The sequence below is a fragment of the Acidovorax sp. KPB24-03 genome (assembly GCF_057546605.1).
In genome coordinates, this window is sequence record NZ_BAAJYR010000168.1 from 1 (window position 1) to 7,449 (window position 7,449).

The window sequence follows — 7,449 nt, forward strand, 5'->3', positions numbered from 1 at the left end:
CGAGGATGCCAGCCAGTTGGTCAGCGACGGCGCGACAGATCCGAACAGGACCGCGAATGTCGCGATCCACAGGATTCGATTCTGAAAGCGCAGAAGCACGTGGGACATGTCAGCCGTCGGTGCCCGTCGAATTGCCAAACATCCGGTCCTTGGCCGACAGCAGTTTCTGCACCTTGGAACCCATCTTCATCAACTGGGCCATGGATTCGGGAGACAGGCGTTGCAGATCGTCGAACCAGTTGTTGGCCAAATCCACCAGTTCGTGCATCTCGCGCATGCGCTGCTGCGCGAAGGCGTCCTCCGGAGACGCCGTCTTGCCTAGCAGGGACTCCCGCAACACCGAGAGCGTGGGCGTGACCTCGCGACGGCGCCGTTCTGCCGCCACGACACGGAAGATCTCCCAGACATTGCCCAGTGACGAGAAATACTCGCGCCGGTCGCCGGGGGTTCTGCTTTGTCTCACCAAGCCCCAGGCCTGGAGCTCCTTCAAGCCGATGCTAACGTTGGAGCGAGAGATGCCCAGTTGCTCGCCGATGTCGTCCGCATTGAGTTGCCGCTCCGTGACGAACAGCAAGGCATAGATCTGACCCACCGTTCGGTTGATCCCCCATCGGCTGCCCATCTCGCCGAAGTGGCTGACGAAGGTTTGTACTAGGGGAGTCAAAGCAGGGTGGCTTTTCGAAATTTCTGAAATGTGAGAAGAATTATCTCACGGCTCCTTGCGCTTTATCAATGCCCCCTACGCATCGACAGTCAAAGCGCATCAGGAGTCGATGCGAGCGGCACGCGCAGCATCGGGTCCAGCAGGCAGAGTTGCATGCAATGTGCCTCAAGTGGCATCCACGACCGCGCGGGCAGTATCGCCCCGCGGGGGGATGAGAGCAAAGATATGCTCAGCTGGCGACATTGTTCATTGGTACCCGCTTGAAGCGTAGCATCGACATTCGTGGAACTTTGCTTTGCTTTGCTTTCCCTATGGCGTTGTGCGTTTGGAGTTTTCGTCTTTTCGTTGGCCGCTCTTAATTGCCTTCATGCCATTGCCTGGATAACCCGAGCTGGATGCAAAGGAATTTGCCGAATGCGCCGCCCTGTCAATGTTGCAAAAGCGTTGGCAATCGCCGCAGGAACGACGATCGGGGAGGACTCTGCTACACCAGCTGGCGGTTCCGAGCTCAGTATCAGTTCCACGTCAATCTCTGGCGCCTCGGCCATCCGGAGAATTGGGTAGTCGAAAAAATTGCTCTGCTCTGCTCGCCCATTCTTGAACGTAATGCGCTCTTTAATTGCCATGCTAGCGCCGAAGATAAGGCCGCCTTCGATGCTAGCCTTCGTTGTGTCGGGTTGGATAATTAATCCTGCGTCCAGAGCGGCCCACATGTTGTGCGCTGTGATAATGCCGCTAGTTCGATCCAAGGATATTTCGACTACTACGGCGATAAACGCATCCCCATAGTCAGAGTAAGCGATTCCCTTTGCCCGACTTGGCGTCTCGATACCCCAGTTACCCATTGCCGCAGCGCGGTTCAGAACATGCAATCCCCGGGGCGAATCTTTTAGAAGTCGCCTTCGAAACTCGACGGGATCGATTCGCTGCTCTGAAGCCAGCTCATCGACGAAACTCTCAACCGCAAAGCGATTGACAGGAGCACCTACACCTCGCATTGGTGCGACCCTCACGACGATGGGCTGTTGTGCAAACTCTATCAGCTGATTCGGAATACCGTAACTCGGTATATTGCTCCCCATCATTGCAATAAAAGGCATCTCATTCGAGGCTTTGTAGCGAGGGGGGTCCGTCGTAACTAGGGGATCTTCACAAGCCACACGGTGCTTCCACGCGGAGATGCTCCCATCCGAGGTAATAACCGCGTTGAGTAACTGCGCTGTCATGGGTTTGAAGCGCCCTACCTTGACATCCTCGTCTCGCGACCAGACGACCTTGATCGGCTTTCCAAGATCACGCGACAAGAGAGCTGCATCCACGACATAGTCCTGGTCATAAGCGCCTCGCCTGCCAAAGGCACCGCCAGAGTAGCTGCGGTGCAAAATAATCTTTTCTGGCGCAGTATTGAGCGCCCTGGCGACAGCTTGCACTGCGTACACCGGAGCTTGCGTTCCCGCCCAAACTTCTGCAGACTTCCCGTCCGCTGAAACGCTGCAAACGGCGTTCAGGGGCTCAATTTGAGCGTGATAGAAGTAATCCGATGAGTACTCGCGTTCGACTGTTTTTGGGTTCTTGGCCATGGCTGCGGCCACGTCACCCTTCTTATCCCAGACTCGCGTAACCTGTTTGCTGTCTCGCGCCACGGCGACGTAGCGCTCATGTGTCTCTCCATCGGAGAAGTTCGAGGTGTCTGTTTTTGTCCAGAGGACCTCGACTTTGTCCCGAGCAGCCAAGACGGCCGACATTGATCGACCCACTATAGCAACCGAGTCTGCCCCTAACTTGCGCACCTGTAAGCCTTTCGGCAAGCGCGAGGTAGTTCGAAATTTTTCCACCCGTGCGCCCATCACCGGCGAACGAATGATCGTCGCCTGGAGAAGGCCCGGGATCTGCGTATTTATGGCATATGCAGCCGTACCATCTACTTTTGAGGGGATGTCCCGGCGAAGTACGTCTTTGCCGATAAGCCGAAAACTCGCTATAGGCTTGAGGTCTTCTTTCTTGATTTCTGGAGGCACCGGCATTTCGGTAACTTGACCGGCTAGCTCCCCATAGGTCATTTGTCGACCGGATTTCAGATGTAGTAAAACACTGGGCCGAGTCGAAACCTCTTGGCTTGGCACATCCCAAAGCTTGGCCGCAGCCATCACCATGGACAACCGTGCACTTGCACCAGCCATACGAAGTGAGTCGTAATAACCCACGATCGAGTAGCTTGCAATCGTGAGCATCAGGTTAAAAAAGCTTTGGGTTGCCGTACAACGCATCGTCCGATGGAGACATCTCTATCCTGACTTTGGACCATTCTGCGTCTAGGTCCTCTGCCACGAGCAGTGGCAAGGCAGTCAAGGACCCTTGACCAATCTCGGACGCTGGCGCATAAATTAGGATAGTGTCATCAGGGCGGATATGAATCCATGCGTTAGGTTTAAGGCTTTCTGCCGCCGCCGCGGCGACTGCTCCAGATCCCGAAGCGGGCAGACAAATGGCAAATCCAATTCCCGCGGCTGCGCCAAGGATTGCTCTGCGGGTTGGCATATTTTCGTTGTGCATCGCAGTCGCCTCAGGTTTGCGAGACACGCTCGATCGCCTTGACGATGCGAATGTAGGTGCCACAGCGGCACAAGTTGGTCGTCATGTGTTCTTTGATCTGACTTCTCGTTGGGCGGGGATTGGTTGCAAGAAGATCTGCGGCACTGACGAGCTGTCCGGACTGGCAGTAACCGCATTGGGGAACACTTTCCTCCACCCAGGCTTTTTTGAGCGCAACACCTACAGAATCATTGAGTCCTTCCACCGTCGTTACCTTGTGACGATGTGCGGCCTCGATTGGCACTTGGCAGGAAAATGTTCGACTGCCATCCAACAGCACCATGCACGCCCCACACTGGGCGAGCCCACATCCGAACTTTGGACCGCTCAGCTTGGCTTCTTCGCGTAAAACCCACAGAAGACGTGTTCCCGGCTCGGCCTCAACAGTTGTCCGCTTACCGTTCAGATTCAATTCGTATTTCATGTGTTTCCTTTAATTTTGGTGTAGCGGGCTGTTCTCAACTCTTCACCAACTGGATGCATTTGATAATGCGGCCAAGCAGAAATTTCTACGACATCTGCCGGTCATCGCAGGAAATTCGAACTCTGCACATGTCGACAATGCGCTTAGCTCTCATTGCAGGAAGTCACGGACAACCGGGGTAGCGTAAACTGCGGCGGTTCATTCTTGACGGGTAAAGGGTATAGTGAAGCGAGAAAGAAAATATCTTATCGATCACATTACTTAAGCGATGACACCCAGGCTGCCAACTTCTTAGCATCTGCTTCGCTAACCTGCGGATTGGGCGGCATCGGCATCGGGCCCCATACCCCGCTGCTGCCTTTCATGATCTTTGTGGCCATCAGTGACTGGGCGTCCTTTTTGCCAGCGTACATACGGGCCACATCTTTGAATGCAGGGCCAACAAGTTTTTTTTTCTACACCATGACAGGCCATGCAGTTTTTGGATGCGGCGAGCGACTGGTCTGCTGAAGCTGGAAACGCCAAAAGTGCTGCCACTGTGGCCAGTGCCGAAATGATTATGCGAAGATTTAAATTCATCGTGTTGTCCTAAAAAAATGACCGGAATAAAGATTTTTACACCTCGGCTAAAAGAGCAGGCCAATTCCAGCCACTTATTCTGGATCATGGGGGAGATCACAGAAATGGTTAATGCAAACCGCGCCGAAATAAAGCGCGCAAGCATTGATGAATTACTCAAAGAATGCATACGCCCTATGGCTCCTGAAAAACCACAAAGCAGGCTCCAATTAATGGTTTTTATCGCTCGATCGGGACAGGCGCCGAACGGCCTGAGGAGGTTGCCCAAAAATTCGAATGAAGCTCTGACGCATCCGACCAGCATCGCTAAAACCTACTGATTGGGCGACCTTCTCCAGCGACTCTCGCCCTGCCTCAACTCGAGGGCGGGCGACTTCGGCTCTCATTCGCTCTATGGCTTTGGCGGGCGTTATTCCGGTCGTCGCCTGAAATGCACGCCCGAACTGCCGGACGCTCAGGTTGGCCACTTCAGCCAGCCGCTCGACAGGTAAAGGGTCGGCAAGATGTGTCCGGGCGTATGCGAGCACCAAACGTATCCGGTCCGAGTCCGGATCGAGGTCAAGAAGCGAAGAGTGCTGCTGTTGGCCACCAGCGCGTCGGTGATAGACCACTAGCATTCGGGCAATTGCTAACGCCGCCTCTCGCCCTACGTCCTCTTCTACCAGGGCCAAAGCCATGTCGATACCTGCAGTGATACCTGCGGAGGTCCAGACATTGTCATCCTTAATGAAGATCCGGTCGGCGTCAACATACACGGAGGGGTGCTTGGCTTGGAGTTTCGCGGCGTGCATCCAGTGAGTTGTGGCCCTCACTCCATCAAGAATTCCCGCAGCCGCTAAGATAAACGCACCCGTGCAGATACTTGTCGTTCGCCGAGCGAGCGCAGATGCCTTGCGTACGAAGTCGATCATGTCTGGGGGAAACGACTCTTCAAGTATGTTCCCGCCAACAACAAGCAGCGTGTCGAGCGGCTGCAGCGCCAAAGGAGCAGTATTAACGGCCAGTGTGGTAGAGCTATCTACCATACCTCCATTCATTGACATGACTGTCAGCTGATAAGTGCCTGGATTGTGCTGCTCCGCCCAATTGAATACCTCCAGTGGCCCGCTCAAATCGAGTAAATTGAAGCCAGGTGATACTAGAAATGCCACTTGTCGGGTCATCGGCGAGCTTAATAGATATTGCCACTCATAAAATATTGCAGATCTGCGATCAATTTACTAAGTGAGGATATTCCATAAACAACGTTACATTCCGCGCCGCATGGCGGCCATATGTCTTTGAGATATCGATCAGAGCGATATCCAGCGCGCGCATTGCCTGATTTCCAGTGAGCGGCGCCAAAATGCGGTCTACCGCCTTGGAACTGCCAGCAACAACGTCGGGCAGTAAGACCAAGCCATGGGCCAGGTGCACTGGCGCACTGCTCGCCGCAGTGGAGAGGGCCGTAGTAACGCCGTTGGTGGTGTAGGCTTCCGCAGTCAGTGCAAGCGCAATCTCATCATCCCCCTTCTTGACTGGAATGCCGAGTGTGATTTGCGGCTTCGTATCGCGGTTTGGCATGGTCGCATTGCCTGGATCGACCTGAAACGCATCGCTGTTGTGTTTCGAGTTCCAACCGTTGATGCCGACAGCAGAGGCGACCTGGGCGGCCTTTGCGTGGCCAGCAATTGCTTCGACGAGAGCGATGGAGGTCGGCATTGAAGCGGTGACGCCAGCGCTGGAAACTACCTTGCCGTCGGCAACATAACGGATATTTTTCTGCCATTTCACTTTCGGGAAGAGCCTCGCTCGCATCTCTTCATTGCTGTAATGCGAGGTTGCCCTACGGCCATCGAAAAGACCGGCTTTTGCAACGACCAAAGCGCCATAGCAAATACTGATTACAGTACATCCTTTGTCGCCCTGCTCCCGCACCCAATTCACAAGCTTAGAGTCGTTGAAGTTTTCGACCGCTGGCACGAAAAGATAGTCGGCTCCCTTCGGGTAACGCTGATCAAAATCGTCGACCGTCGAATCGAGATCAAAGGTAAGTGGGTGCATCTTCACTGGACCAGGCTTGACGGAAACTGACACTACCTCGGCCACCTGCGACCGCGCCATCACGCCGAATGGAATGCAAAAATCGCTAATTACGGTGCCCTCATTGAGAGCGACAACAGCGACCAGTGGCTTGGTACGCCCGAAACGCGGTTGATAGGTTTCGATTTTTTCCAGGTTTCGGTTGTTGGAAGCGTCAAACGCAAACACTCTCTTTGAGACCTCCTGGGCATCGGCTCCATTGCCGGCGAGCAAAAGGCTGCCAATCGCTGTGCCCACGGAGGCAATCGCCGTGCGCCGAGTCATAGCAACTTCATTCATGTGTGTCCCTTTTGCTCATAAGAGCGTGAAGGTAGCATCGACCAGATGGTGTCGCATAGGACGAAGATCGGTGTTTTTCGGCCATCGAAACACAACCCCAACGCAACTCTTGTTAGGCGTAAATAGCTGGGCGGATTCAAAAGCGAAGTTCAACATCTGCCACCCCATGCGGTCCACGGATGCCCCCCCCGCTCCCCGTCCCATCACTACTGTCATTTGCAGCCCGAAGACTGCTTCACTATTGCCAGCTCCGAAGGAGCAGTGACCTGCCCGGTATCTCCGAGACACTGATTTCCAGAGAAGACGACTCCATCCCCCGTTGAGCCCATGAGAAGAGTCGACTCACGGAAGAGCAGATGCTGGCGATCCTGCGCGAAGCGGAACGCACCACGGTGGCCGAGGCCGCCAAGAAGCCCGAGGTCAGCGGACCCACGATCTACGCCTGGCGCAAGCACTTCGGGCAGTCGGAAGTCGCTGACGTCAAGCGCATCAAAGCGCTGCACTTGTAGAACGGCCGGCTCAAGAAGCTGCTTGCGGAGCACGATCTGGACAGCCCATAACCGCGCATGGAGATTTTTTGAACACGAACATAGGTGACAGCCCTCTTGGTTTTTTCTATAATTCCAAAGTTTTCTGAAATTTGAGAAATTACCACCTGATGTGCGGGCAAGTTCTTACCGAACTTTTTGCCCCCCACATGCTCAGTACCAGCTGTAGCCGTTGCTGAATGACTCTGCGCCGAGCCCGTATCTCAATACTCTGGATCGCCATCGTCGCCGTCCTGTGTGGTGTGCTCGCGCCGTCGCTTACCAACTGGCTGGCATCCTCG

The 7,449-nt window shown here is 54.6% G+C and carries 6 protein-coding genes and 2 pseudogenes; 1 reads left to right on the forward strand and 7 read right to left on the reverse strand.

What is annotated here, in order from left to right; all coding sequences use genetic code 11:
• Nucleotides 1–109: 109 nt before the first annotated feature.
• The 7 genes and pseudogenes from AC27KI_RS15865 to AC27KI_RS15895 form a co-directional block, all read right to left on the reverse strand.
• A complete protein-coding gene (locus AC27KI_RS15865) occupies nucleotides 110–664 on the reverse strand; it encodes a GbsR/MarR family transcriptional regulator (protein WP_487114685.1) in 555 nt (184 codons plus the stop codon).
• Between the two features lie 365 nt (nucleotides 665–1,029).
• Complete coding sequence (locus tag AC27KI_RS15870; RefSeq protein WP_487114687.1) at nucleotides 1,030–2,895, reverse strand: xanthine dehydrogenase family protein molybdopterin-binding subunit; 1,866 nt, start codon at nucleotides 2,893–2,895, stop codon at nucleotides 1,030–1,032.
• Nucleotides 2,896–2,899: 4 nt separating this feature from the next.
• Nucleotides 2,900–3,217, reverse strand: coding sequence for a molybdopterin cofactor-binding domain-containing protein (locus AC27KI_RS15875; RefSeq protein ID WP_487114689.1), 318 nt, complete (start codon nucleotides 3,215–3,217; stop codon nucleotides 2,900–2,902).
• Between the two features lie 10 nt (nucleotides 3,218–3,227).
• On the reverse strand, nucleotides 3,228–3,680 hold the full coding sequence (locus tag AC27KI_RS15880; protein WP_487090060.1) for a (2Fe-2S)-binding protein: 453 nt from the start codon (nucleotides 3,678–3,680) through the stop codon (nucleotides 3,228–3,230).
• A 257-nt stretch (nucleotides 3,681–3,937) separates the two neighbouring features.
• Nucleotides 3,938–4,259: pseudogene (locus tag AC27KI_RS15885) on the reverse strand (c-type cytochrome).
• A gap of 209 nt (nucleotides 4,260–4,468) precedes the next feature.
• Nucleotides 4,469–5,422: a GlxA family transcriptional regulator gene (locus AC27KI_RS15890; protein WP_487090062.1), complete on the reverse strand. Its 954-nt coding sequence runs from the start codon at nucleotides 5,420–5,422 to the stop codon at nucleotides 4,469–4,471.
• A 49-nt stretch (nucleotides 5,423–5,471) separates the two neighbouring features.
• Nucleotides 5,472–6,620: a DJ-1/PfpI family protein gene (locus AC27KI_RS15895; RefSeq protein WP_487090063.1), complete on the reverse strand. Its 1,149-nt coding sequence runs from the start codon at nucleotides 6,618–6,620 to the stop codon at nucleotides 5,472–5,474.
• Nucleotides 6,621–6,949: 329 nt separating this feature from the next.
• Between AC27KI_RS15895 and AC27KI_RS15900 the strand changes: the two are divergent.
• A pseudogene (locus AC27KI_RS15900) lies at nucleotides 6,950–7,126 on the forward strand (transposase); the annotation flags it as partial.
• Nucleotides 7,127–7,449 lie beyond the last annotated feature (323 nt).